Genomic DNA, 25427 nt, shown 5'->3' with positions numbered 1-25427 from the left:
CGCTAGACCCGTTCAAAACCGGAACGGGAGATGGATATGCGTACAGGTTCAATGCTCAAGTTGATTTTTCTTGTCAGCTTCGCCGCCACGCCTGTTGCGGCGGCCGATCCGCTTTACACGTTGGAGCAAGCGATCGTGCTGCCCAGCACCGACAGCGACTGGGACTATATCAAGCTCGAGCCGCACGGTTCGCGATTGTTCATCGCCCGGCGCAAGGACGGTCTCACCGTTTACGATACGCAAACCCACAAAGTGGTCGGCCAGGTCGAAAATTCGATCGGTGCGAACGGGCCGCTACTCCTGCCGCAGTATAATCGCGGCTATGTCGCGATGACCGACGGTTCGCTGCTCAGTTTCGAACTGGATTCGCTCAAGGTGATCGAACGCCTTTCCCTCGCAAAGGACGGCGGACTGAACGGCGTCGTCTACGACGCCGTGACCAAAAATATCCACGCGGTGGTCGGCGCGCGCACTGCCCAATCGGCATGGTTCACTCTGGACGCGGCGTCCGGCAAACTTCTGTCGACAAAGGTTTTTCCGTTCAAGAAGATGGACGATCCCGCACCCGACGGAAAAGGCCATTTGTTTGCGCCCGCCCGCTACGACAAAATCCTGATGAAACTCGATTCCCGGACGCTTGAGGAACGGGCGCGCTGGGACGTCGGCTGCGACCAGGTCGTCGCGGTCGAATATCAGTCGCGGACCGACCGCATCCTGATCGGCTGCCGTGGCGATAAGCCGGTGTTCATCGCCCTCGACGCAAAAACCGGCGCCGAAGTCGGACGCGCGCCCATCGGCAAGGGGATTGACGGCATGGCCGTCGACGAAACGCGCCATCGGATCATCACGACGAACGGCGGCGATTCCTCGATGTCGGTGATCGAACAGGCCGGTCCCGACAGTTATCGCCTGCTCGGCAATATCCAGACACGGCCGCAAGCGCGCGTGATGCAGATCGACGAACAAAGCGGGCGGGTGTTCACGGTCACGGCCGATGCGACCTTCGCGGCGCCCGATGAAATGGGCGTGGCTTCGCCGACCTTTCATCCGGACAGTTTTACCGTGCTGGCCTACAAACCGAGCGCCGCACACTGAGGTATCGGACGGGACCGCGACGCATTCGCTGGTCCCGTCACCGGTCTTCCCGCTGGACCGCACGCCTCTGCCGTTTCCCGCTATATCTATGGCCTTCACCAGAAGAATGGCTTGGGAAAGGAGGGCTCGTCGCATGATCCCGTTGCTGCAAGGGACCCGGATAATCGAGGTCGGCGCCGTCGTCCTCGGTCCCTATGCCGGCCAGCTGCTCGCAGACCTCGGCGCCGAAGTGATCAAGGTCGAACCGCTCGAAGGCGACATCGCGCGCGACGCCCATCCACAAGGAGCAGGCGGCGGCGCGCTGTTCGTGAACAACAATCGCAACAAGCATATGCTCGCGATCGATCTCAAGGCACCCGAAGGTCGCGCAGCGTTGGCGCGGCTGATCGGGACGGCCGATGTACTCCTCCATAACATGCGCGTCGACGCAGCCAAGCGGCTGGGTTTGGGTTTCGAGGCAGTTGCCAAGATCAACCCGCGCATCGTTCACTGCGCCGCGATCGGCTTTGGCCAGCGTGGCCCCTATCGTGACCGCCCGGCGTTCGACGACATCATCCAGGCGGCGAGCGGCATCGCCGGGCTCGGCACCGCAATCGGCGGCGATCCGCGCTTTGTCCCGATGATCCTTGCCGACAAGGTCGCGGCTTTGCATGCCGTCTATGGAATCCTGGCCGCACTGGTCGGTCGCGCGAACGGGCGCGAAGGACCGATCAAGGTCGAGGTGCCGATGTTCGAGGCGCTCACCGCCTTCCTCCTCAACGAACATCTCGCCGGCGCGACCTTCGATGGCGACGGCGCCGTCGGCTATCCGCGCATCCTGTCGGCCAATCGCCGCCCCTTCCGCACCATCGATGGCTGGATCGCCGTCCTGCCCTATACCGACCGGCAATGGCGCGCCTTTCTGGCCGAGGTCGGGCGCGACGATGTGGCCGAACAGGACTGGTTCCGCGACCCGCGACAGCGTCCGGCGCATATCGACGAACTTTATGCGCTGGTTGCCGAAAACTTGTCGGCACGGACCACAAGCGAATGGATGACGGCGCTTGCCGCGCGCGATATTCCATGCTCCGAAGTGCCGGATTTCAAGGCGCTGCTCGGCGATCCGCACTTGTCGGAGGTCGGCTTTTTCGACGTCCCCGAAACCTATCCAAAAGGGATCGTTCGCACCATTCCGCAGCCGGTGTTGTTCGAAGGGATCGAACCGCAGCATGACATCGCGCCGCGGGCGCTCGGCGCCGATAGCCGGGCGATCCTGCGCGGCAGCGGGCTGGACGATGCGGAAATCAATGCGTTGATCGATCGCGGCGTCGTCGCGGCCTGACATTCAGCCCCGCCCTGTCGGGCAGCGATCGTCATTCAGTCGGCAACCACTGTGCCTTCTTCGCGCCATCCGCGAACCAGGGCGCGGGCAGTTTGCGTTCGACCGGCCAAAGTTCGTCGAGCGTTTCGGCGTCGAACAACTGCCCACCACGCATCACAAGCCTCACCGATTTCGTATTGCGGATATCGGTCAGCGGATCGGCGTCGAAGACGATCAGGTCGGCATATTTTCCCGGCTCGAGCGTGCCCATATCGCCGAGCCTGCCGATCGTTTCGGCCGCTCCGGCGGTTGCCGCATGGAGCACCGCCATCGGTTTCATGCCCCCCAGCGCGTGCGCCTCCATCTCGTAATGATAGCCTACACCCGGCTCGTCGCCGTGCGACCCCATGCCGACGAGGGCGCCATTCTTGGCCAGCGTCGCCGCATCCGCCGCCAACGCCGGCAGACGCGAGGCGTCGAGCGACGCCCATTCGCGGTGGCCGAGCTTGTGGGCGATCGCGGGAGGTGACCAGAACCGCTTCACCTTGGGGTCGAGCGCCGGGTCATATTTGGTGACATAATAGTGCCGCCCCGCCGGCCCGCTGGTGTTGACGAGCAAAGTCGAGACATAGCTGGTGCGCATCAGTTGGTAGAGCTTTACGACATCCTCGCCGAAGGGTGCGATCGGCAGCGCATGTTCGTTGCCGGCATAGCCGTCGAGGATCTGCGTGAGGATCAGCTTGGCATTATGGCTGCCCTCGGTCGTCGGGAGCAAGCCCTGCTCGCGCGCCGCCATCGCGATCCATTGCCGCACGATACGGCTTTCGCCGCGATATTGCTTGATGTTGCGCAGCCCCCACGCATCGCGATAGCGGCGCAGCACATCGCGTACCTCGTCGAGCGAGGTGAAACGCTCCTTCGAAAAGAGCGCCGGCCCGGTCGAGCGCAGACGCGGTCCGATAACAAGTCCCGCATCGATCAGATCCTGATAGGCGATCTGATCGATTCCAAGCGTCGACGGATCGAACGACGTCGTGACGCCGAACGCGAGCCGCGCCCGCAGCCCCCATTCCTCATAGCCGATGACATTGCGGCGCACTCCGCCAATATGGTCGTGATCATCGATGAAGCCGGGCGCGACGGTCTTGCCGCCAAGCTCACGTTCGGAGGTGCCGGCGGGAACGGTGATGCTGCCGCGCGGACCGATCGCGGCGATACGGTCGCCTGCGATCAATATGTCGGCATCCTCCACGACCTTGTCGCCGCCCGCCATCGTCAACGCGCGCGCACCGCGCAGCAGGATGCCTCCTGTGGGCCGGGCGCGCGCCAGTTCGGCGACCAACTCGATATGGCTGCCCGGGAGGGAGGCCGTCGGCTCCGGCAGCACCTGCAGATAATTGCCGACCGACCAGATCAGGCTGCCGTCGGCGCGCCAATCGAAGAAATCGGCACCCATGTCGGTGACCTTGCGCGCCGGACCACCAGACGCGGTCAGGTCGACCGGCCCCTTCGGATCGGCGGGAACCGGCAGCACATAGAGCTGCTCGCTCGTTTGCGCGGCGAGCCATTTGCCGTCGGGGCTGATGCGGATGTCGTCGGCATCGGCGGGCCGATCGGTGAAATAATAGCCCTGCGCCTTCACGGTCGCGATCCCACGCTGCGCCCCGCTGGCCAGATCGATAGCGACCAGCCCGTCGTTACCCACCATATAGGCGGTGCCGGGTTGCCCCTGCACGAAATGCGGGCGCTGCCCCAAAATCCCGCGCGTTACGACACGCGCCGGACCGCCGCCTGCGGGGATCGCGATCAGTTCGCCCGGACGCACCGTGCCGAATTCGAAGCTTGATTGCTGCCGCGCCGCGGCGGGCGAGCGCACCGTGAGGATCGTCTTGCCGTCGGGGGTGAAGGCGGGATGGGTGTAGAAGGCCGGCAGGTCGCTAAGTTTGACCGGCGCACCCGCACCATCGGCGGCGATCGTCCAAACCGCTCCGCCAGCTTGCTCACCCCATGTTACATAGGTGATGCATGCTCCGTCGGGACTCCAGTTGGGCAGCGATGGCGGGTCGCCAGCGATCGGCAACCGCACCGCGGCGGCTCCATCGACGCCCTGGACATAGACACTGCCAAGCGCGGCATAGGCGACGCGCTTGCCGTCGGGCGACGAAGTCGTCCCTTGCAGCAATTTGGCGCGCACCGGTCCTATATCTTCGCGAAAGCCGATGCGCGTACTCGCGCCAACCGCGAGTTGCAGCCGTGCCTTGAACGGGATCGGGGTCGCTGCCGAGCCATCAACCGGGCGGCGCTCGATCTTGCCCTGATGGGCGATCAGGATCGCCTTGCCATCGGGCGTAAAGCCATAGCGCGGGATAAGATCGAGCCACGCCGCCCCGTTCATCAAGTCGAGTGGTGCGGGGCCAAGATCGCTGTCGACGCCGGTCGCAAGCTCGCGAACGCGCAGTCGCGTTTCCGACATGCGCCGCGTCGCATAGGCGAGCAGTTTGCCGTCGGGCGAGATCACCGGGCGGAAAAAAGTCTCGCGACCCGCCTCGCGCCCGCCCGAACTTCCGATGACCGTTTCTTCGGTCCCGATCACCAAGTCGCGGCGGACGATCGACCATGGCACCGGCTCGTCGAACGACAGGTCGCCGGTGCGCCGCGCATAATAGAGATATTTGCCGTCGCGCGATGCCGAGACGCCGAGCGTGCTTTGCCACGCCGCGTGCGGCGCATCCTCTTTCGGCTTCGCCGGCGCAACCACTTCTCCCGGCCCGCCATCGACGGGGTGGCGCCACAGCTCATAGCGGTCGATCCGGATGCGATAGCGGCTGACATAGACCGACTTGCCGTCGGCGCTCCATTCGGGCGACGTGCGAACAGCGCCCTCATCCTCGTCGCTGATCCGCCGCGCGCCGCCGCCATCGGTGCGCGCGATCCAGACATTGTCGCCGCCCGAGCGGTCGCTGACATAAGCGATCCATTTGCCGTCGGGCGAAAAGGTCGGCTGGATCTCGAACGCCATGCCGGTCGCGATCGGAACCGCGCGGCCGCCCTTTGCGGGCATGGCATAAATTTCGCCGAGCATGTCGAACAGGATCGTCTTCCCGTCGGGCGACACCGCGAGCGACATGAAAGTGCCGCTCGACACCTCATAGTCGAGCGTGCGCGCGGGCTTCATCGGCAACGCCGTCGCCTCCTCCGCGTGCGCGGCGGGGATCGCGAGCGCGAGAGTCGAAACCAGTCCCAGTGCAGCCCAAACCACCCGCTTCATATCCCTGCCCCTTCGCCCGAGCCTCAATTCGGCTGCCACGTCTCCACCCGAAAGCTGTCCGGATGATAGCGCGTCACCTCTTCGCCGCCATCCTTGCCGGGAAAGCCGGTCGAGTCCGCATTGACGAGGTAAAGCCGGCCATTGCGGTGATCCATGTCCATCATCCGCGCGCCGAACTGTGTGTGCACGGTCGCGACGACACGCAGGCTATCGCCCTCGCGCGCGATCACCGTCATCGAGCCCTCATAGTTGCTGCTGACGATCAGCTCGCGCGCCTCGTCATAGGCGAGCGCGTCGAGCCCCTTGCCGATCGCGACGCGCGACAGGATGCGGCCGTCTGCGGGATCGATCAGGAACGCCGCGGGCTTGTCGCCGGTGCACGCGCCGAGCAGGCGGTTCGTCGCGGCGAGATATTTCATCTTCGACACATTGCAACCGACGTCCCAGCGCGCCTGTTCTTTCAGCGTCCCGGAATCAAGCTTGAGTATGAGGCCGTCGAGGCGTGCGGGGGCATAGAGATTGCCTTTTCCGTCGGCAGCGGGATCGTCCATCTTGCGGAAGGGAAAGCGCGTCGTCGCGAGCAGCTTGCCCGTCGCGGCGTCGATGCTGAACCAGGTCGCTTCCTTCGGCCGCGTGCCGGTGATGACGTGGAGCCTTCCGGTCGCGGGATCGAGCGAGCCGCTGTTGAGTCCGCCGTCGTTCGCAAGCTTTGCGCGCGCGATGACCTTCAGAGTCTTCAAGTCAAAGCTCAGCAGCGATCCGTCGTCCATCGCGACATAGCCGCGGTTGTACTTCGGCAGCAGCACCGGACCATTGGCACCTGCCGAATTTTCCATCGTCATAATCGTCTGTCCGCGATCGACGTCATAGACGGTAAGCCCGTCCTTCAGCCGCCCCATGAACAGCCGCGAGCTGCCGGGTTCAAACTTCACATAATCCCAGCCCGTATCGGTGCTAGGCAAGGTGACGCTTTCCGTCATCGTGTATGGCAGGTCGGGCGACGCCTCCTGCGCGGACGCAGGGCAGGCCGCGAGCACCGCTGCGGAAACGATAAGAGCGATCGGTTTCATTGGGAGAACTCCGTTCCTAGGTCAGTGAAGGTGGCCGTGGGCGCGCGGCTCTTTCATCCGCAGCGCAACGACGAAAGCGACCGCACAGATTGCGGAAACATACCAGGCAAATGCCTGCTCATGCCCCATCTGCTTGAGCAGCAGCGCCGCATATTCGGCGGTCCCGCCAAAGATCGCCGAGGCGATTGCATGACCCAGCCCGACCCCGAGCGCGCGAACTTTCGCGGGGAACAGCTCGGCTTTGAAAAGGCCCGAGACCGAGGTGTAGAAGCTCATGATCGCGAGCGCCGCAAACACCAGCAGGCCCGCCGCCCACACCGTCTGCGCCTTCCCGATCGCGCCGAGCAGTGGCACCGCAAACAGCGTCATCCCGCCGCTGAAGATCAGCAGATTGGTGCGCCGCCCGATCCGGTCCGACAAAATGCCAAGGACTGGCTGGAGCAGCAGGAAGGCGAAAGTGACGACAAGCATGATCCGGCTCGCCGTCGCGACGTCCATGCCCGCCGTGTTCACCAGGTATTTCTGCATATAGGTGGTGAAGGTGTAGAGCGTCACCGCGCCGGCGGCGCTCAATGCCATCACCGTCAGCATCGCGCGCGGATGCTTCATCAACGTCTTCAGCGACCCGGCATCCTCGCCATTGCCGGCCGGCTCGGTGGTCTCGTGCATGACGTCGCGAAACAGGATGAACACGCCCGCCAGCACCGCGCCCAGAACGAACGGGATGCGCCAGCCCCATTCGCGGATCGCTTCGTCCGACATCGCGGTCTGAAGCAGAAAGATCGTCAGCAGCGCGAACAATTGCCCGCCGATCAACGTCACGAACTGGAACGAAGCGTAGAAGCCGCGCTTCCCCGGCTCAGCGATCTCGCTCAGATACGTCGCCGCCGCGCCATATTGCCCGCCGGTCGAAAAACCCTGCATCAACCGTGCGACGAGCAACAGCGCGGGGGCAGCGGCCCCGATCGTCGCATAGGTCGGCAGGACCGCGACCAGCAACGACCCCGCCCCCATCAGCAGCACCGATGCGATCATCGCCGCGCGGCGCCCGTGGCGGTCGGCATAGCGGCCAAAGAACCAGCCGCCGAGCGGGCGGATCAGGAAACCCGCCGCATAGATGGCAGCGACGTTGAGCAGCTGCGCAGTGCGGTCGCCCTCGGGAAAGAAGGCCGACGCAAAATAGAGCGCGGTATAGGCATAGGCGTAGAAGTCGTACCATTCGATCAGATTGCCCGCCGACCCCGCGATCGCCGCCCGCGCGCGCGTTTTGTGGTCGAGCTCGACCGGGATCGCAGGACGCGTGTCGAGGGGCGCGCCCCCGTCCGCGGGCACGCCGATCATTCCAGGAATCTGGGTCATTCTTCTCTCCGGTGCCGGCGCCGTGCGCCGATCTATTGGTTCAATCGGCGGCGCGTCTCAGCGCGCATCCTTGTAGCGTTCGGCGAGCATGTCCTGCCGCGACCGGTTCGACACCTGCCGGCCTTCGACGATGACACTCATGGCATTGGTCGATGGCTCGAGCGGGTCGCCGTCCCACACGACAAGGTCGGCATCGGCGCCCGGCGACAGCGTGCCGCCGCCACGGCCCCATATCGCGAGCGGGTTCACCGTCACCGCGCGCAGCGCCTCGATATAGGGCAGCCCGTTGGCGACCGCGATGCCGGCGCCTTCGCGCAGGCCCATGCCGGCGTTGTAATTGGCGTGGATCGGGCCACCCGCCTGACCGATCGCCACCTGCACCCCCGCCTTGGTCAGCAACGCGGCATTGTCCTGCCGCGCGCCGAGCTGATCGAAATTGAACGGCAGATTGACCTGCGGGTCGAGGATGACGGCGACCCTCGCCGCCGCGAGCACGTCCGCCGCACGCCACGCCTCCGTGCCGCCGACGATGATCACTTTGATCCCCAGATCGGAAGCGAGTGCCGCCGCTTGGCGGATATCGGACTCGCGATGCGTCTGGATAGCGAGCGGCAGCTTGCCTGCCACGACATCGCGAATGGTGTCGTCGGGGCCACCATGTGGGCCGCGGGGACCGGGGCCGCCACTGCCACGCTTGACCTTTTTCCTGTCAGTCTCGGCCGGCGGCGCCCCGCCGCGCTTCGCCTCGCCCAGCAGCTTGCGCAACGCCCCCCATTGCTGCGCGCGCGCGCCAAGCCGCTCCCACGCGCCGCCGCCGATCACCGAATAGAGTGCGATGCCCCCACGATCGAGAATGTCGACGCCGTCACGAAGCCGCGCAAACACGGGCTCGCCGCTTGTCGGCGCGTGGCGCGACGGCGACGGATAGACGAGCGCGCGGGTGATGCCATCGGCGCGCGCCAGGCTGACCAGCGTCGAATTGCCGTTGAGCGCGCGGCTCGGGTCATAGCCGGACGTCCGTTCGTCGGTCGAGGCGTCGTCGCGCGTATCGGGCGATCCCGACACTTCGACCAATCCGATCTGCGTCGCGCCATTGACTAGCCCCGGGGTCACCGGCTTGCCGCCCGCATCGATCACCATCGCCTCCGACGGAACGCCGCCCGCGGCGGCCACCGACACGATCCGGCCGTTCTCGATGATGATCGTCGCATCCCTGACGGGTTCGGCGCCTTCCATCGTCCATGCTTCGGCATGGGTCACGGCCAGCGTTTGCGCGGCAGCGGGGTTCGCGATCATCAGCGCGATCAGGCTTGCCATCGTCCTCATCGACCTGCTCCTGCGCGGCCGATCTCGAAATCGGACACCGGTTCGCCCGGCGGTTTCGACCGGTCGCGGACCACCGCGCCGTCGATCAGGACGAGATCGGCTTTGCTATAGACGCTGAACGGATTACCCGACCACAGCACGACGTCGGCCTGATAGCCGGGTGCGAGCGCGCCGATCCGTTTTTCCATCCCCAACAGCTTTGCGGGGTTGCTCGTCGTCCATTTGATCATGCGTTCGGGCGGAATGTCGATGCCAATCCGGCGCCCCGCGGCGGCGGCCTTGGCCGCAGCGATGTTCAGCCGCTGGCCATCGGCGGGCGAATCCGAATGCATCATCACGCAGACGCCCGCCTGTTCGAGCATCGGCGCCTCGGCGCGCACACCGTCCTGCGCCTCCATCTTGAAACCCCACCAGTCGGCCCATACCGCGGCGCAAGTGCCGACCTCGCGCAGCAGGCCCGGAATCTTGTACGCCTCAGTCGCGTGATGGACCGCGCCGATGCGAAAACCGAATTCGTCGGCGAGCGACAGCATCGCGGCGATGTCGCCGGCGCGGTAGCAATGCAGGTTCACCCGGATATCGCCAGCGAGGATGCCAGCAAGCGCCTCAAGCTTCAGATCGCGCGGCGGCATCGCACCGGTGCCCGCACGCGCCTGTTCGACCGCGCGCTTATACTCCCGCGCATCGAGGAAGGATTGGCGCATATAGGAAATCACGCCTTGCCGGCTCGTCGGCCCCTCATTGTCCTTGTCGGCGCCCCAGGATTTGGGATTCTCGCCGCATGCCATCTTGAAGCCCTGGATATTGCCGGTCGCCTTCATGCCCCAGACGGTGGGCGCGCGAACGGGCTTCACCACGACCGACCGGCCCGCGAAAATCGGTGTCGATCCGGGCAGGATCTGGATCGTTGTGACACCCGCCGACAGGGCGCGGTCGAAACCCATGTCCTGCGCGTTGACCGCCGTTTCGACCCAGGTGTCAGAAACATTGGGCGCGCTCGTTTCGGACACATCCGACGCCTCGCGATCGATCGCGGTCAGCGGCAGGACGAAAGTGCCGTCATGGCTGTGGACGTCGATCACGCCGGGAGTCACCCAGCGGCCGCCCGCATCGACCTCGCGCACCCCCGGATTGGCAAGCCCCCGCCCCACCGCAGCGATCTTGCCGCCGCGGATCAGCACGTCGCCATCGTCGATGCGGCCACCCGCCCCGTCGAGGATGGTTGCGCCTTTCAGCAGCATATCCTCGGCCGGCGGCGCGCGATATTGGCTGGGGAACGGATCTTCCTTCCATGGCAGCGGCGCCGCGCGCTGCGCGCCCGCAGGGCCGGTCAACGCCAGCGCCCCAGCCGCGATCGATCGGAACAGCATCGCCTTCGCCATGATTATCGCCCCCTTCAGCGTCCCCGGTTGAACCGTCGCATCCATGCCGCGGTATCGGCATCGGGCAACGCATCCATGATGGTGTGCAACGTTTCGGCTTTCTCGTCCTGCCCCAGCTTGAACTTGCCCGAAAGCCCCGTAACGGTCGCACGAAATCCGATGATATGACCGAGCATCGATTGATAACGCGCGCCCAACTCGTCGACATTCCAGGGCTCGGCGCGTCCCGCCTCCATCGCGTCGATTAATATCTGCAGCGACGGTTCGGTCAGCGCGTCGTCGAACCGGATTTCGGCCCGGATTTTCAGCTGCGCGTAATTCCAGGTCGGCGCCCAGTCGCGCTTTCCGGCGTGCTCGGGACTGACATAAGCGCCGGGTCCGTTGAAAAGGATCGTGCCGCGCGGATCCTGCTTGAGCGCGGCGTACAGCGGGTTCGAGCGCATCAGATGCCCGATCAGCTCGACCAACTGACCGTCCGCATCATACACCCCGACAAGGGGCAGCACGCTTGCATCCAACGTCGCGGCATCGCCGCCGCAGACCCACGCCAGCGGAAACCCTTCGATCAGCGCCTTCACGTCCGCGTTGTCGAACCGCTCGAACAGCGTCACATTACCCCCCATCTGAAAGTCCCGTAATCCAGCGCGCACCCGGCCAGCTTCCCCTGTCTTGTTCCTCAGCCTTGGGTCCACGACAAGCACCAAAACCCAAAAGTTCGGGGGTCCAGTGCCCGGTTGCGACAACGGATCATCAACGCTAGGCTTGGCTCCCATGCGATTCGATTTTTTCGAAACAGGGGGATCCAATGCTCCGTCCATGGCAAGTTACTCTCGGCGAGCGGATCGATCCGGCGCGCGATGTCCCGATCTATATGCAGATCATCCAGGCGCTGATCCGCGACATCGAACGCGGCCGCCTGACATCGGGAACCTTTCTTCCCAGCAGCCGCGAACTGGCGCAGATATTGGGGGTCAACCGCAAGACGGTGGTGCTCGCCTATGAAGATCTGATCGCGCAGGGATGGCTCGATTCAGCCGGAACGCGTGGCACGATGGTGGCCACGGCCCTGCCCGATCCGGTGAAGCGCCATCAGAGCGAGGCCGAAGCTACAATGAGCAGCGCCTCGATCGATTATCGCTTCGCGGCACCGCCGACCCGGCCCATCGCCGTTCCCGCGGGTCCGGGTCTCAAAATCGACGAGGGCGCGCCTGACGGCCGCCTCTTCCCGGCGGAATTGCTCGCTCGCGCCTATCGCGTCGCGGCGCACCGCGCGTCGCGCGACAACGGCTTCCAGTATCGCGATCCGCGCGGCTCGCCGGCGCTACGAGAGGCGATTGCAACAATGCTCAAAAGCCAGCGCGGCCTGCCCGTCACGGCCGAGAATATCTGCATTACGCGCGGCAGCCAGAACGGCATCTTCCTCGCGGCGCAGGTTCTGGTCAAGCCGGGCGACTCGGTTATCGTCGAGGCGCTGACCTACGAGCCCGCGGTCGCCGCCTTTCGCGCGCTCGGCGCCAATATCGTCCCCGTCGGCCTCGACGAGGACGGCATCGATATCGAAGCGGTCGAACATGCCTGCCGACGCAACGCGGTGAGCGCGGTGTTCGTGACGCCGCATCACCAGTTCCCGACCACCGTCTCGCTACGGCCCGAACGCCGCCTGCGCCTGCTCGAGCTGGCCCGCCAATTCGGCTTCGCGATCATCGAAGACGATTATGACCACGAATTCCATTTCGAATCGCAGCCGCTTTTGCCGATGGCGGGCTATGGCCCTGGGCTCGTGCTCTACGTCGGATCGATGTCGAAACTTTTGTTGCCCGCGCTGCGGATCGGTTATGTCGCGGCACCGCCCGCTGTGATCGACGCAATCGCGCACCGGGTCTCGCTGACCGACGGCATGGGCAATACCCTGACCGAGGATGCCGCCGCCGAACTGATCGATAATGGCGAGCTCCGCCGTCACGCGCGCAAGGTGCGCCAGATCTATGCCCGGCGACGGCTGGACTTCGCGGCTGAAATCGACCGCGCGCTGGGCGATATCGTCGATTACCGGATGCCCGACGGTGGTCTCGCCTTCTGGCTGCGCGTCGACACCGACCTGGACCAGATGGAATTGCGCGCCGCGGCGATGGGTCTGCGTTTCGCGTCGTCACGCTCGTTCATGACGCGCGACGATGCGCCGCGCGGATTACGCATCGGTTTCGCCAGCCTCAACGGGCACGAAGCCCGCACCGCGCTTGCAGCGCTGCGCGAGGCGGCAGGATGATTCTTTGGTCCCGTAGCCTTGTCAGTTGTTGGATGTTTTCTGATCCACGCCAAGCGCAGACCCTTGACGCGTCCTAGGAGGGAAAAGCATGAAATATTCTTTCGCATTGGTTCTTGCCGCCGCGGCGCTGCCGCTCGCTCCCGCGCTGGCCCAGCAGGCCCCCACCCCTACCCCCGCCGCAGCGGATGCCCAATGGCCCGAAGCCTGGTTCGAAATCTTCAAGCTTGCTCCCGGCAAGCAGGAAGAATTCATCCGCCGGATCGGGCAGGCCGATGAAGTAGCGGCCGCCGGCGGCTTTCCGCCGATCCAGCTGTTCTTCCATGAAAATGGCGCCGACTTCGACGTCATCCTGTTCAAACCCGTGACCGGCATAAAGCCGACCCCCGAACAGGAAGCGGCGATGACGAAGAAGCGCAAGGAACTCGGCCTGCCGAGTGGCCCCGCCTATTTCGTTAACATCCGCGAACTCGTCGCCGACCACACCGATAGCAAGACCTATGGCCCGCTCTCGGCGGCGACGTGGCTCGCCAAGCTCGACAAATGGCGCGCCGAAAATCCGCCGCGCAAGGCGGCGACAGGCAAATGATGCTCGGCCGCCGCACGTTGCTCGCCTTTGCTGGCGGAACCGCTGCGGCGGCCGCCTCCCGCAGTGCCTTCGCCGGTGCAGGTGACCAACTCGACACCGCTTATATCAATGCGCGGGTGTGGACGGGCGCGGGTCCCGATATCCGCGCTGATGCGATCGGGGTGAAGGGCGACCGCATCGCCGCGATCGGCGCCGATGCAGTGCGCGCGCGCGCCGGCAAGCGTACGCAGATCATCGACCTGCAGGGCGCGTTCGTCACGCCGGGCTTCATCGATCCGCACGTCCATTTCGTCAAAGCGTCGCAGATGCTTTCGCAGCCGTCGCTGCGCGATGCGGCGGATCCGCGGGACTTCATCGCGCGCGTCGCTGCGGCCGCCAAGTCGCTGCCCAAGGGCCAGTGGCTCGAAGGCGGCAATTGGGACCAGGATCGCTGGGGCGGCGAAATGCCGAACAAGTCGTGGATCGACGCGGTCACGCCCGACACACCGGTCGCGGTGATCCGGTACGATCTTCACATGCTGCTTCTCAACTCGCTGGCGCTAAAGCTGGCGGGCATCGACCGCAACACCCCCGACGTTGCAGGCGGCGTGATCGAGCGCGATGCAAAGGGCGAACCGACCGGCATCATCAAGGACGCCGCCAAGGACCTCGTTCTGCGCGCGATCGGCGAACCGTCGGCAGACCAGGTCGACGCGGCGACGCGCCAGGGCATCGAGCTCGCGCTCAGCAAGGGCGTGACGCAGGTCCACCCGACCGAGCTCGAAACGATCAGCTTCGATTCGACGCGCCGCCTGCACGCAAAGGGCGAAACGGGCCTGCGCTTCCGCCACTATCTGCCGCTCAAGGACTGGGAAAAGCAGGTCGCACTCATCAAGGCCGAGGGCCGCGGTGACGACTGGGTGCAATGGGGCGCATGCAAGGTGGTGTTCGACGGATCGCTGGGATCGCGGACCGCGCGCTTTTACGAACCCTATGCCGACGATCCGTCGACGCGCGGCATCGTCGTCACCGACCCCGCCGACCTCCGCCGCTGGATCGAGGGTGCCGATAAGGCAGGGCTGCAAGTCACCGCACACGCCATCGGCGACGAGGCGAACGACATCGTTCTCGACACCATGGCAGCCGTCGGGGCCGCCAACGGTGCGCGCGATCGCCGCTTCCGGATCGAGCATGTCCAGCATATGAAGCCGCATGCGATCGCGCGCTTCAAGGAACAGGGCATCATCGCCTCGGTCCAGCCTTATCATGCGATCGACGACGGCCGCTGGGCGGTGCGCCGCATCGGCGAGGAGCGGCTGAAAACGAGCTTCGCCTTCGGCTCGCTCCTCCGTTCGGGCGCGCATGTCTGCATGGGGTCCGACTGGCCCGTGGCCCCGATCGACCCGCTCACCGGCCTCGATGCCGCGGTCAATCGCGAGACGCTCGACGGCAAGCATCCGCGGGGTTGGCATCCCGAACAGCGCGTGACGCTCGCGCAGGCGATGCACAGCTATACACAGGAAGGCGCCTATGCCGGCTTCAACGAAAAGCGCCTCGGCCTGATCGCTCCGGGCTTTCTTGCCGATTTCGCGGTATGGGATTCAGACCTTTTTGCTATTGACTCGCATTCACTCATCAAAGCAAAGACACTCCGTACGATTGTCGGCGGCCGCCAGCGATACGGATAGGAACTTACGGGCGGTTGTAATATTACTGCCCATTGGTCCCCTAGGGCTGACCAAACTGGATGTTTTAAGGCCCAACCAAGACAATAATGTGAAAGCTCCAATACGGCCTTGGCCCATCGCCCTTGCTGTATCGGTGGGGCATCGGACACCAATTGGGGGATTAAAACATGGTTGCCTATCGCAACATCATCCGGGGAACCGGTCTGGCGGCACTTGGCGCGACACTCGTCGCGGCAGCGCCCGTTTCGGCGCAGGAAAGCAGCGAGGATGAAAGCATCGTCGTCACTGCGCAGCGCAGCAACCAGACGCAGGTCGTTCGCGGCGGCTCGCTCGGCGCGCTGGGCGAAAAAGACGCGATGGAAGTTCCGTTCGCAGTCAAATCCTACAGCGAAACACTGATCCTCAACCAGCAGCCGCTGACGCTCGGCGCGGTACTCGAGAACGATCCATCGGTCCGTACCTCGCTCGGCTTCGGCAATGCCTCCGAACAATTTGTGATCCGCGGCTTCCCGCTCTTCGGCGAGGATGTTGCGATCGACGGACTTTACGGCGTGACGCCGCGCCAACTTGTTTCGCCCGAACTTTACGACCAGGTTCAAGTGCTGAACGGCGCCAGCGCCTTCCTGTTCGGTGCAGCTCCGGGCGGCACCGCGCTCGGCGGAACGGTCAATCTTCAACCCAAGCGCGCCCGCGACAAGGACATCATTCGGGTTACCGCGAACTATCTTTCCGATGCCCATATCGGCGGCGCGTTCGACTTCGGTCGCCGTCTTGGTCCCGATGGCGCCTTTGGCGTGCGTATCAACGGTGCCGGTCGCTGGGGCGATATCGCGATCGATGACGAATATCGCAGCTCGGTCGTCGTCGGCGCCGGGATCGACTGGCGCAGCGAGCGTGCCCGCCTTTCGCTCGACCTCGCCTTCCAGCGTGCCAAGGTCGAGCATATGCGCCCGATGGTCCAGTTGTCCGGCGTCACCGCCATTCCCGAGCCGCCAAAAGCCGACCTCAACTATGGCCAGGATTGGAACTATACGACGCTGCGCGATGTCTTCGGCATCCTGAAGTTCGAGTATGACATCAGCGACGATTTCATGTTCTATGCCGCCGCGGGCGCACGCGATGCAGCAGAACGCGGCAATTACCAGAGCTTCACGCTGCTCAACGCCGCGACCGGACTCGGCCGCGTCACCGGGTCCAAAATTCCGCGAAACGACAATAATGAAGCGGGCCAGGCCGGCATACGTGGCGAATTCGCCACCGGCCCGATCACGCACGAGTTCAATATCGGCGCGTCGCACAGTCGCTATATTAACCGGAACGCCTTTGCTTTTGGCTCGTTCACCGGCACGCCGAACAATCTATACGATCCGGTCGATGTGCCCGAGCCCGTCTATGGTGCAGGCTTGCTTGGCGGCAACATCGCCGACCCGAACCCGGCAAATCGGACGCGGCTGACCAGCTTCTTCGCCTCGGACACGCTGGGCGTACTCGACGACAAGATCGAACTCACGCTCGGTCTCCGCCGCCAGACGATCTTTTTCCGTTCGTACAATGTCACCACCAGTGTGCCGACGGGCCGCTACAAGGAACGGGCGACGACCCCCGTCGTGGGCCTCGTCATTCGGCCGAGCGAGCACTTCTCCATCTACGCGAACCGTATCGAAGGTCTCGCGCAAGGTCCCGTCGCGCCCGCAGGCACGATCAACTCCGGCGAGATCTTTCCGCCGTTCAAAACGAAGCAGTATGAAATCGGCGGCAAGATGGCGCTCGGCAATTTCAACGCGTCGGTCGCACTCTTCCAGACCGACAAGCCCCAGTCGCTGACCATCGTCAACGGTGCGGGCCAGAATGAATTCACCGTCAATGGCGTCCAGCGAAACAAGGGTATCGAGTTCAGCCTCGACGGCGAACCGGTGAAGGGCCTGCGTATCATCGCCGGCCTGTCCCTGACCGAAGCCAAGCAACGTCGGACCCAAGGCGGCACGACCGACGGGAACGACGCGATAGGCGTCCCCGAATATACCGGCAACGTCAACGTCGAATGGGATCTCGGCTTCCTGCCCGGCATCACGCTGACCGGCCGGCTGATCCAGACCGGCAAGCAGAAGGTGAACCTGACCAACACGCTCGAGCTGCCCGAATGGACGCGCTTCGACCTCGGCGCGCGCTATGTCGTCGCGGCGGGCGACACGCCGATCACCTTCCGCTTCAACGTCGATAACGTCGCGAACGACAATTACTGGTCGTCGTCGCTCGGTGGCTATCTGGTCCAAGGGCTGCCGCGCACGTTCAAGATGTCGGTGACGGTCGAATTCTGACGGGCACAACGACAATGCACTCCGTGGGCCCGGCTGGCGACAGCCGGGCCTTTTCTTTGCCGTTCGCCCCGCTTGGACCCTTCAGATAGTCGATTAGTGGATGTTTTGAGGACCGGCTAAAGCCTCCAGACAAACAGAATGCCCGCTCTTGCCAAACCCGCGCAGCCGTCGCTGCGCCGCCGGATCCTGACCCTTCACCGCTGGTTGAGCCTCGGCGCCGCGATCTTCTGGCTGCTCCAGGCAATCACCGGCATCCTGATCGTCTTCCATTGGGAAATCACCGACCGGTCGATTTCGGCCATCCAGCGCCCGACCGATCTCGCCGCAATCGAACGGCGGATCGATACGCTCGTACCGCCCGGCAGCGGCGGCAAGGTCACGACGATCTGGACGACCGCCGGTCTCGCCAACCGTTATACCATCTATCTCGAGGACAAGGACGGCGAGAGCCGAAAGGTCCGCATCGCCGGCGACGGCACGATCATCGATACGCCGCGCGACGGTGACAGCGACATTTTGGGATTCCTCGTGGGATTCCACCATGACCTGCTCGGATCATGGGGCAGCTGGATCGTGTCGATCAGCGGCATTCTCCTCTGCTCCAACCTCGTCCTTGGCCTGATCGCCGCATGGCCGCGGCGCGGCGCATGGCGGCTCGCGCTCAAGCCCGCGATGCGCGGCCCTGCGACCGCGCGGCTCTATTCGTGGCACCGCGCAGTCGGCCTTTGGGCGGTCATCCCGGCGCTCGCCATCGCCGCCACAGGCACGATGATGAAATTCGAGGAAGGGTTCGGCGAACTGATCGGCGCGGCGTCGGTGACGCTGCCCGATAATCCGGTGACGGGCTCGCCCGTCGGCTTTGTGACCGCATCATCCGCCGCACTGGCCGCCATCCCGGGCAGCAGCCTGACGCAGGTCGCCTGGCCCAAGGACGGCGATGCGACCTATCGCATCCGCGTCCGCGCACCCGGCGAGATTCGCCGTGCCTATGGCGGCAGCGTCGTCCTTGTCGATGCGAACGACGGCAGCATCCGCGGCACCTATCCGATCGCCGAGGCCGAACCCGCGCGGGCATTCATGAGCGCGCTGTTCCCGATCCACACCGGTGAGGCCGGCGGGATCGTCGGACGACTGTTGTCGATCGCGATCGGCCTGTGGCTGATCACGATGATTGTCGCGGGCGTGCTGCTGTGGGCCAAGCGCCGCAAACCGCGCCCGAAGTCCGTGTCAGTTTCGCGTCAGTAACGATCGGTAAAGACGATTTGCCGAGCCGATGGGCAGGACCGGAAGGAAACAGCACAATGCAGACAGGTCGCACTCTTCTCGCCGCAACGGCGCTCAGCCTTGCCGTGCCGGCTTATGCGCAGGACAGCCGCATCGACGCGCTCGAACGCCAGCTCGCGGCGCAGCAGCAGCGGATCGACCAGCTCGAGACGCTTGTGACGAAACAGGCCGATCTGCTCCAGCAGGTGACCGCACCGGTCCCGACGCCCATGGCGGCGCTAGCCACGCCGACCCTGTCGGCCCCGGTTGCCGGATCGACGCCCCTGGCTTCGCCACAGCTGGCGGCAGCCACTCCTGCCCCCGACGGCGCTTTCCGCATCCCAGGCATCGATGTCAGCGGCGACATGCGCGTGCGGCAGGAATGGAATTTCGTCGACGGGCGCGACCGCTCACGCACCGCGGTCCGCGCGCGGGTACGTGCGAGCTATGCGGTCAGCGACAAGTTCAGCGTCGGCACCCAGATCGCGACCGGCGACCCCGACGATCCCAATTCGACCGACGTAACGCTTGGCAATTTCGTCGACGATTTCACGGTCTCGCTCGACCAGGCGTGGATCCGCTATCACAGCGGCGGCCTCACCGCCTATGCGGGCAAATTCCCGCAGATATTCCAGCGCACTGACATGCTGTGGGACGGCGACGTCTCGCCGCAAGGTGTCGCGGCGGCTTATAGCGCCGGTCTAGGCAGCGGCGCGAAGCTCGATGCGCGCGGCATCTATTTCGTTATCGACGAAGCCGCCGTAGCGCGCGACAGCGACATGCTGGGGGGCCAGCTCGCGCTTTCCTCGCCGCTTGGTTCCGATTTCAAGGCGGGTATTACCGGCAGCTATTATCACTACCGTCTCGGGTCGGTCGTCGGCTCAGACGCCGGCGATTTCCGCGGCAACCTGCTGTCGGCGGGCCGCTACCTGTCCGATTTCCATCTGATCGAAGGGATCGGGACGCTCGGCTGGACCGGCCCGTCGGAACGCTGGCCGATCGCCTTTACCGCCGATTATGTTCGCAACCTCGGCGCCGCCGTTTCGGGCGACACCGCGTTCAACCTCGAACTCGCCGCGGGCCGCGCGGCAAAGCCCGGCGATTTCCGTATCGCCTATAATTTCTCCGAGGTCGAAGTGGACTCGGTGCTCGCGGCGTTCAGCCATGACAATATCGATCTGTCGACCAACTACCGCCTGCACGGCCTCGGCCTGTCCTATGTCCCGGCCTCGAATCTGCAGCTCGACCTGCTCTGGTATCACTATCGCCCGCTCGACGCCGTCTATGCCGGATCGCTGCAGCCCTCGGACTGGCTCGACCGCATCCGCCTTGCGTTCATGGTCAGCTTTTGACGCTGCTTTCCGCCTTGATACTCGCCGCCGCGGGCGAAGAGATGGCCGTGCCGCCCCCGCACGGCCATTTGCCACACGGCCATACGCATGCGCCGGGCGAGATCGACGAAACGCATGGGCCGCTGCTTTTGCAGGCAACCTATACGGGCGAAGTGATCGGCAACGCATCGGGCGGCCTCCGCCGCGGGACGCGCTATCTCGACAATTTCGACATCGTGTTCGAGGCTGACATGGAAGCGCTCGTCGGCTGGAACGGCGCGCAGGTTCACGTCTACGGGCTTTACAATAACGGCCATTCGATCAGCGACCTCGTCGGCGATACGCAAGCCGTGAGCAATATCGAAACCGGCACCTCGGCACTGCGCCTCTACGAAGCGTGGGTCGACCAGAAGATCGGCGAGCATGTCTCGCTGCGCGGGGGTCTCTATGATCTCAATTCGGAATTCGACGCTCTCGACGCCGCGGGCCTGTTCGTCAGCAGCCCGCACGGCATCGGCACCGATTTTGCACAGAGCGGGCAAAACGGACCCTCGATCTTTCCTTCGACCTCGTTCGCCGCGCGGCTGGCAGTTACGCCCGCCGAAGGCTGGACGGTTCGCGCCGCAGTTCTCGACGGCGTTCCCGGCGATCCGGCGCATCCCGGGCGCACGACCGTCAAGCTCGGCAGGGACGACGGCGCGTTGCTTGTCGGCGAGGTCGAGGCGCCGTTTGGCGGCGGCAAGTTGCTGCTCGGGCATTGGCGCTACACGGCGGACTTCGACCGCAATGACGGGAATGGCGCGGGCGACGGCAATGCCGGCACCTATGTCCGCGCCGAATTTCCGCTCGTCGAACGATCGGGCCGCAAGGTCGACGGGTTCATCCGGCTCGGCACCGCCAGCGGACGATACAATATGTTCGAACGCTTTGTCGGCGGCGGCTTCAAATTCAGCGGCTGGGTTCCCGGCCGCGAAGAGGACGAATTCGGCATCGCCTTTGCCGCCGCTTTCACATCGGGTTCATGGCGTGCGGCAGAGGGCGCATCGTCGTCCGAACTCGCCGTCGAGGCGACCTATCGCGCGCAGGTCGCGCCATGGCTCGCCGTCCAGCCGAACATCCATTACATCCGCCGCCCGTCGGCCGACCACGCCATCGCCGACGCGCTGGTCATCGGCCTGCGCGCCGAGGCGAGCTTCAGCCTGCTCGGATCCTGATCCCGCTCGAAGGCCGGTGCACGCGACCGCCGCGGAGGCCCACCAATGTCAGCTTCGCATCAGCAAGGACATCGTAAGACGGGTCATCATCGGATAAAAGGACCGTCAAATGCGTATTCTCACCCCTCTTGCCTTCGTCGCGATCGCGGCCTTGCCGCTCGCTTACATCGCCGGCCCGGCCGTCGCTCATGGTTACGAAACCAAGGCGAGCAAACCCTCCAAGGCGGAACGCGAACGCGCCGAGCAGGAAGCGATCCGAAAGGCCGTGCAGCGCGGCGAACTGCTCCCGCTCCCCCGCATCCTTGCCATCGCGCAGTCCAAGGTTCCGGGCGACGTCGTCAAGGTCGAACTCGAATCTGAAAGCTCCGGCATCAAATATGAGGTGAAGATCCTCACCGCATCGGGCCGCGTCCGCGAAGTCGAATTGAACGCACGGACCGGCGCGCTGATCAAGATCGAGGATGATTGAGTGCGCGCACTTCTCGTCGAGGATGATCCTGATCTGGCTGACGACATCACCCGCGCACTGACCGCCGCGGGTTTTGTCGTCGATCATTGCAGCGACGGCGAGGAGGCATGGTTCCGGGGCGATGTGGAAGATTATGCCGTCGCGGTGCTCGACCTTGGGTTGCCGCGTCTCGATGGGCTGAGCGTGCTGCGGCGCTGGCGCAGCGGCGAGCGGTCGATGCCCGTGCTGGTGCTCACGGCGCGCGGCGACTGGACCGAGAAGGTCGAGGGCATCGACGCGGGCGCCGATGACTATATGGCCAAGCCGTTCGCGATCGGCGAGCTGGTTTCGCGGGTGAAGGCGCTGGTGCGGCGCGCAGCGGGGCATGCGAGCGCCGTGCTGACGATTGGGCACCTAACGATCGACACCGTCCGCATGACGGCCATTTTCGACGGCCGGCAAGTCCAGTTGTCGCAGCTCGAATTTCGCCTGCTCAACTACCTCGGCCATCAGAAGAGTCGGTTTGTAACTGCCGGCGAGATTGCCGAGCATCTTTATGGCACGGGGGACGGCAACGACTCCAACGCGGTCGAGGCGATCGTCACGCGTCTGCGGCGCAAGATGGGCGGCGGGATAATCGAAACGCGGCGCGGCTTCGGCTACGTCCTTGCTAGCCATGCCGAATGACGCGAACCTCGCTACGCCTGCGACTGCTCGGCGGCGCAGCGGTTGCGATTTTCCTTGCGCTCGCATTGGCCGGGATCGGCATTTCGTGGCTGTTCCACCAGCATGTCGAACGGCGCGAAGCCGCCGACCTAATCAAACTGGCCGAACAGGTGGTCGCCGGATTGACGCTCGACAGCACGAACAAGCCCTTTGTCGACCCACCCCCGTCCGATCCGAATTTCCAGTCGATCGCGAGCGGTATCTATTGGCAAGCCAGCGCGCCCGGCGGCACGGCGCAATCGCCGTCGCTGTGGGATCAAAGCCTGCCGCGCACCGCTTCGCAAACACGCGCCTGGTCGACGGCCACGGTGGCTGGCCCGTTCGATAAACAGCTGACGATGGTCAGCCGCCGCGTCCAGCCCGATGTACGGGCCACGCAAGTCGTCGTGCGCGTCGCGAAAGACGATGATGAAATGCAGGACGCGCTTCGCGAATTCGATCAGGAATTGGCGCTGTCGCTCGGATTACTTTGGCTGGTGCTTTCGCTTGCGGCCTACGCGCAGGTCCACCTCGGCCTGCGCCCGCTCCTGCGGTTGCGTGAGGATCTCGACCGACTTCGACGTAGCCCCATCGCCCGCCTGTCAGGCGAGCATCCGCAAGAGATCCTGCCGCTGACACAGGCCATCAACGCGCTCGCCGATGCACGCGAGTCCGACCTTGCCCGTGCCAGGCGACGCGCCGCCGACCTCGCCCACAGTCTCAAGACGCCGCTCGCGGTGTTATCCGCTCAGAATCGCCGGGCGGGCGAAACCGGCGATGAAATCACGGCCGACGGAATTAACCGCACGATTGATGCAATGGGCGCAGCGCTCGAAGCCGAACTGGCGCGCGCGCGCGCCTCGGCGGCGCGCGGCGCGGTCGCTCAGTCCATACCCCACGATGTCGCCGAGGGGCTGGTCGCGGTGGTCGAACGCACCGAGCATGGCGAACGCATCGCTTTCTCGATCGACCTCGATCCGGCGCTGCGGGTCCCGGTCGACGGCACGGACCTTGCCGAAATGCTCGGCGCGCTGATCGAAAATGCTGCGCGCCATGCGCGGCGGCGCGTTTGCATCGGCAGCCTCGGCGACGAGTCCGGCACGCCGATTTTGCGGGTCGAGGACGACGGGCCCGGAATGGACGATGATGCGATTGCCCGGGCAACCGAGCGCGGGGTCCGGATCGACGAAAGCGGTACGGGCCACGGACTTGGTCTCGCGATCGTCCGCGACCTTGCCGAAGCAACCGAAGGCGCCTTCCGCCTCGGCCGCTCGCCGCTCGGCGGTCTCCTTGCCGAATTGAGCTGGCGCGCGGCGGACGAGTAAGGCTCGGCGAATCCGCACAGGAGGATCCACCGCCGCACCCGCTTCGAAAGGAAAACAAGCGCAGCGGCGGGAGATGGGTGCGGATTACTGCGCGAGAAGTTCGGCGATGCTGTTTTCGGTTTCGCTGCGGATATCGCCCTTGCGCTTGTGCCACTCCATCCATTCGGGCTGCTGGCGCAGGCCAACGCGGACCTTGTCGAGCACATGCTGGCGTTTGCCGAACGCCTCGAAATTGCGATAACGCTGGATGAACAGCGAGTCCCAGGGCGTGCCGACCGAATAGCGGTTTATATAGATCTGGTAACCCGACAAGGCGCCTTCGCGAATCCAGCCATCGAACTGCGGCGTGACATAGCCCGCGACATAGCTGCGATACTCGGCTGCCTCGCGATATATATAGGGAATGACATAATAGACTTCGCCAACATCAAGCTCGTCGACGCTCTTGTTCCAGGAAAGATCGGCCGAATAGACCGCTTTCGGCTTGGCGAGTACGAGGCCCGCAGTATCGAGCCCGCCCGGCTGGCTGCGTTCGATCCCGCGCCATTCCTCAACCGCCGAATAGGTCGGGAAATGCAGCACGACCATCGCGTCCCAGACCTCGGGCTGGGGGTACCAGGAATAATAGACCTGATATGCGGCAAGCTTACCCTTCCCGCGCAAGTCCGAAAGCTTCACCCCAAACGGGCCGGCCATATATCGACGAAAGTCGGCTCGTTTGGCGGCGTCGGCGCTGTATTGGATGATCACCGTCTTGGGACCATCGGTCAGCTCGTCCTGGGCGATGCTGGGCGTTGCGACCAGCGCCGACAATATAGCGCACCCCAGCATGACACGGGCCAATATGGACCTGCGGAATGTCGACAAACTCATGAATATTCTCCCTCTCCGAAACCCGGCTTGATACCGCCCTTGGGGCGCACGCCGCGCGTGCAGCGCCGTCGGTGGCCGGTTTGCTATCGAACCGCTCCTGTCATGCGACTGTCACGCCCCTATCGAGACTATCCGCCGAACGTCCATTGCACGTTGACGCCGAAATTGCGGCCGCTGCGCAGCGACCGGACTTCCTGAAAATCGACATCGCTCACCCCACGCAACGCCGAATACACCTCGCGCAGGCGCACTGCCGGACTGTTCGTCAGATTCTTGACAAAGAAACGCATCGTCCAGTGCGGTGCCGGCTTGTATTCGACAAAGGCGTCAACGCGGTCGGAGACAATGTCCTTCTCGATCTCGTCGACCTTGAAGCTCGTCCCTCCGCTGCGATGATGATAATATTACACCATCACACACTGGGACCAAACACCTAACGTTCTTGTAAATCAGATGGCCGCTTTCGAGATTTGAATGAGCTTCTTCGAACGGCCGAAATCAGGCGGCGGGTTCAACGTGTCATCGCAACACGGCTTGGATACTATCTGCGGGAGTTTCGAAGTCCAAGGTTTTTCGCGGTCGCTGATTGAGGCGCAGGGCGATGGCGTCGAGGCCGTTCTGAGGGATGGAG

Annotated in this window: 20 protein-coding genes; 12 read left to right on the top strand and 8 right to left on the bottom strand. The window is 64.4% G+C overall.

The genetic code is table 11. The annotated features are described in order from the left end of the window. The first annotated feature begins 36 nt into the window (after positions 1-36). Positions 37-1095 carry a YncE family protein gene (locus ACREBX_RS01445; protein WP_431559976.1) on the top strand — a complete coding sequence of 353 codons (1059 nt, stop codon included), beginning with the start codon at positions 37-39 and terminating at the stop codon, positions 1093-1095. 133 nt (positions 1096-1228) lie between these two features. After that, positions 1229-2416 carry a CaiB/BaiF CoA transferase family protein gene (locus tag ACREBX_RS01440; protein ID WP_431559975.1) on the top strand — a complete coding sequence of 396 codons (1188 nt, stop codon included), beginning with the start codon at positions 1229-1231 and terminating at the stop codon, positions 2414-2416. Positions 2417-2447: 31 nt separating this feature from the next. Here ACREBX_RS01440 and ACREBX_RS01435 read toward each other — a convergent pair whose 3' ends face one another. From ACREBX_RS01435 to ACREBX_RS01410, 6 genes are read right to left on the bottom strand one after another with little or no spacing between them, the layout of a single operon-like run. Continuing rightward, on the bottom strand, positions 2448-5663 hold the full coding sequence (locus ACREBX_RS01435) for an amidohydrolase family protein (RefSeq protein ID WP_431559974.1): 3216 nt from the start codon (positions 5661-5663) through the stop codon (positions 2448-2450). A 23-nt stretch (positions 5664-5686) separates the two neighbouring features. Further along, entirely contained in the window at positions 5687-6733 is a 1047-nt protein-coding gene (locus ACREBX_RS01430) for a hypothetical protein (RefSeq protein WP_431559973.1), read from the bottom strand. Positions 6734-6754: 21 nt separating this feature from the next. Further along, positions 6755-8092, bottom strand: a complete 1338-nt coding sequence (locus ACREBX_RS01425; protein WP_431559972.1) for an MFS transporter — start codon at positions 8090-8092, stop codon at positions 6755-6757. Between the two features lie 57 nt (positions 8093-8149). Then, positions 8150-9418 (bottom strand): amidohydrolase family protein, encoded by a 1269-nt coding sequence (locus ACREBX_RS01420; RefSeq protein WP_431559971.1) that lies wholly within the window; start codon positions 9416-9418, stop codon positions 8150-8152. Further along, positions 9415-10800, bottom strand: coding sequence for an amidohydrolase family protein (locus tag ACREBX_RS01415; RefSeq protein WP_431559970.1), 1386 nt, complete (start codon positions 10798-10800; stop codon positions 9415-9417). The genes ACREBX_RS01420 and ACREBX_RS01415 overlap by 4 nt, the downstream gene beginning before the upstream one ends. Positions 10801-10814: 14 nt before the next feature. Then, a complete protein-coding gene (locus ACREBX_RS01410; protein WP_431559969.1) occupies positions 10815-11618 on the bottom strand; it encodes an FMN-binding negative transcriptional regulator in 804 nt (267 codons plus the stop codon). Between ACREBX_RS01410 and ACREBX_RS01405 the strand changes: the two genes are divergently transcribed. From ACREBX_RS01405 to ACREBX_RS01360, 10 genes are all read left to right on the top strand, one after another. After that, the gene (locus ACREBX_RS01405) at positions 11606-13066 is read left to right on the top strand and encodes a PLP-dependent aminotransferase family protein (protein WP_431559968.1); all 1461 of its coding nucleotides are present in this window, start codon (positions 11606-11608) and stop codon (positions 13064-13066) included. The genes ACREBX_RS01410 and ACREBX_RS01405 overlap by 13 nt on opposite strands. A gap of 88 nt (positions 13067-13154) precedes the next feature. Further along, a complete protein-coding gene (locus tag ACREBX_RS01400) occupies positions 13155-13652 on the top strand; it encodes a hypothetical protein (protein WP_431559967.1) in 498 nt (165 codons plus the stop codon). Beyond that, positions 13649-15319, top strand: coding sequence for an amidohydrolase (locus tag ACREBX_RS01395; RefSeq protein WP_431559966.1), 1671 nt, complete (start codon positions 13649-13651; stop codon positions 15317-15319). Before ACREBX_RS01400 ends, ACREBX_RS01395 begins: the two co-directional genes overlap by 4 nt. Positions 15320-15486: 167 nt before the next feature. Then, a complete protein-coding gene (locus ACREBX_RS01390) occupies positions 15487-17637 on the top strand; it encodes a TonB-dependent receptor (protein ID WP_431559965.1) in 2151 nt (716 codons plus the stop codon). Between the two features lie 138 nt (positions 17638-17775). Beyond that, entirely contained in the window at positions 17776-18882 is a 1107-nt protein-coding gene (locus ACREBX_RS01385; protein WP_431559964.1) for a PepSY-associated TM helix domain-containing protein, read from the top strand. Between the two features lie 56 nt (positions 18883-18938). Next, on the top strand, positions 18939-20252 hold the full coding sequence (locus tag ACREBX_RS01380; RefSeq protein ID WP_431559963.1) for a putative porin: 1314 nt from the start codon (positions 18939-18941) through the stop codon (positions 20250-20252). After that, positions 20249-21445 (top strand): carbohydrate porin, encoded by a 1197-nt coding sequence (locus ACREBX_RS01375; protein WP_431559962.1) that lies wholly within the window; start codon positions 20249-20251, stop codon positions 21443-21445. Before ACREBX_RS01380 ends, ACREBX_RS01375 begins: the two co-directional genes overlap by 4 nt. Before the next feature lie 109 nt (positions 21446-21554). After that, positions 21555-21914, top strand: coding sequence for a PepSY domain-containing protein (locus ACREBX_RS01370; protein WP_431559961.1), 360 nt, complete (start codon positions 21555-21557; stop codon positions 21912-21914). Further along, on the top strand, positions 21915-22580 hold the full coding sequence (locus ACREBX_RS01365; protein WP_431559960.1) for a response regulator transcription factor: 666 nt from the start codon (positions 21915-21917) through the stop codon (positions 22578-22580). Next, positions 22577-23923, top strand: coding sequence for an ATP-binding protein (locus tag ACREBX_RS01360; protein ID WP_431559959.1), 1347 nt, complete (start codon positions 22577-22579; stop codon positions 23921-23923). Before ACREBX_RS01365 ends, ACREBX_RS01360 begins: the two co-directional genes overlap by 4 nt. Positions 23924-24007: 84 nt before the next feature. Here ACREBX_RS01360 and ACREBX_RS01355 read toward each other — a convergent pair whose 3' ends face one another. Together ACREBX_RS01355 and ACREBX_RS01350 are read right to left on the bottom strand one after the other, a co-directional pair. Beyond that, entirely contained in the window at positions 24008-24796 is a 789-nt protein-coding gene (locus tag ACREBX_RS01355) for a hypothetical protein (RefSeq protein ID WP_431559958.1), read from the bottom strand. Between the two features lie 128 nt (positions 24797-24924). Next, positions 24925-25086, bottom strand: coding sequence for a hypothetical protein (locus tag ACREBX_RS01350; protein ID WP_431559957.1), 162 nt, complete (start codon positions 25084-25086; stop codon positions 24925-24927). Positions 25087-25427 lie beyond the last annotated feature (341 nt).

It is taken from the genome of Sphingopyxis sp., from assembly GCF_050725655.1.
Taxonomy (GTDB): domain Bacteria; phylum Pseudomonadota; class Alphaproteobacteria; order Sphingomonadales; family Sphingomonadaceae; genus Sphingopyxis.
The sequence above is the reverse complement of the archived record's forward strand: the minus strand, read 5'-3'. Positions and strand labels throughout refer to the sequence as shown.